Raw genomic sequence first — 346 nt, forward strand, 5'->3', positions numbered from 1 at the left:
GATCAAACCACTTGAATCGTTTGGTGGCGATAGCGGAGGGGTTCCACGCGTACCCATACCGAACACGACCGTTAAGCCCTCCAGCGCCGATGGTACTTGGACCGAAGGGTCCTGGGAGAGTAGGACGTTGCCAAGCGTACATATTCCCTGATAGCTCAGTTGGTAGAGCACTCGACTGTTAATCGAGTTGTCACAGGTTCGAGTCCTGTTCGGGGAGCCATTAAGGCCCGTTGGTCAAGGGGTTAAGACACCTCCCTTTCACGGAGGTAACAGGGGTTCGAATCCCCTACGGGTCACCATGGAGACTTAGCTCAGCTGGGAGAGCATCTGCCTTACAAGCAGAGGG

2 tRNA genes and 1 rRNA gene are annotated in these 346 nt (G+C 55.2%); all 3 read left to right on the forward strand.

Features of this window, described 5'->3' with window-relative positions:
• Window positions 1-19 precede the first annotated feature (19 nt).
• Window positions 20-136, forward strand: a 5S ribosomal RNA gene (rrf, locus tag KI367_RS26790).
• Window positions 137-144: 8 nt separating this feature from the next.
• A tRNA-Asn gene (locus tag KI367_RS26795) sits at window positions 145-220 on the forward strand.
• 4 nt (window positions 221-224) lie between these two features.
• Window positions 225-299 (forward strand) — tRNA-Glu (locus KI367_RS26800).
• The last annotated feature ends 47 nt before the right edge of the window (window positions 300-346 follow it).

Origin of the sequence: Paenibacillus cookii, from assembly GCF_018333375.1 — a bacterium.
Classification (GTDB): Bacteria; Bacillota; Bacilli; order Paenibacillales; family Paenibacillaceae; genus Paenibacillus_AQ; species Paenibacillus_AQ cookii.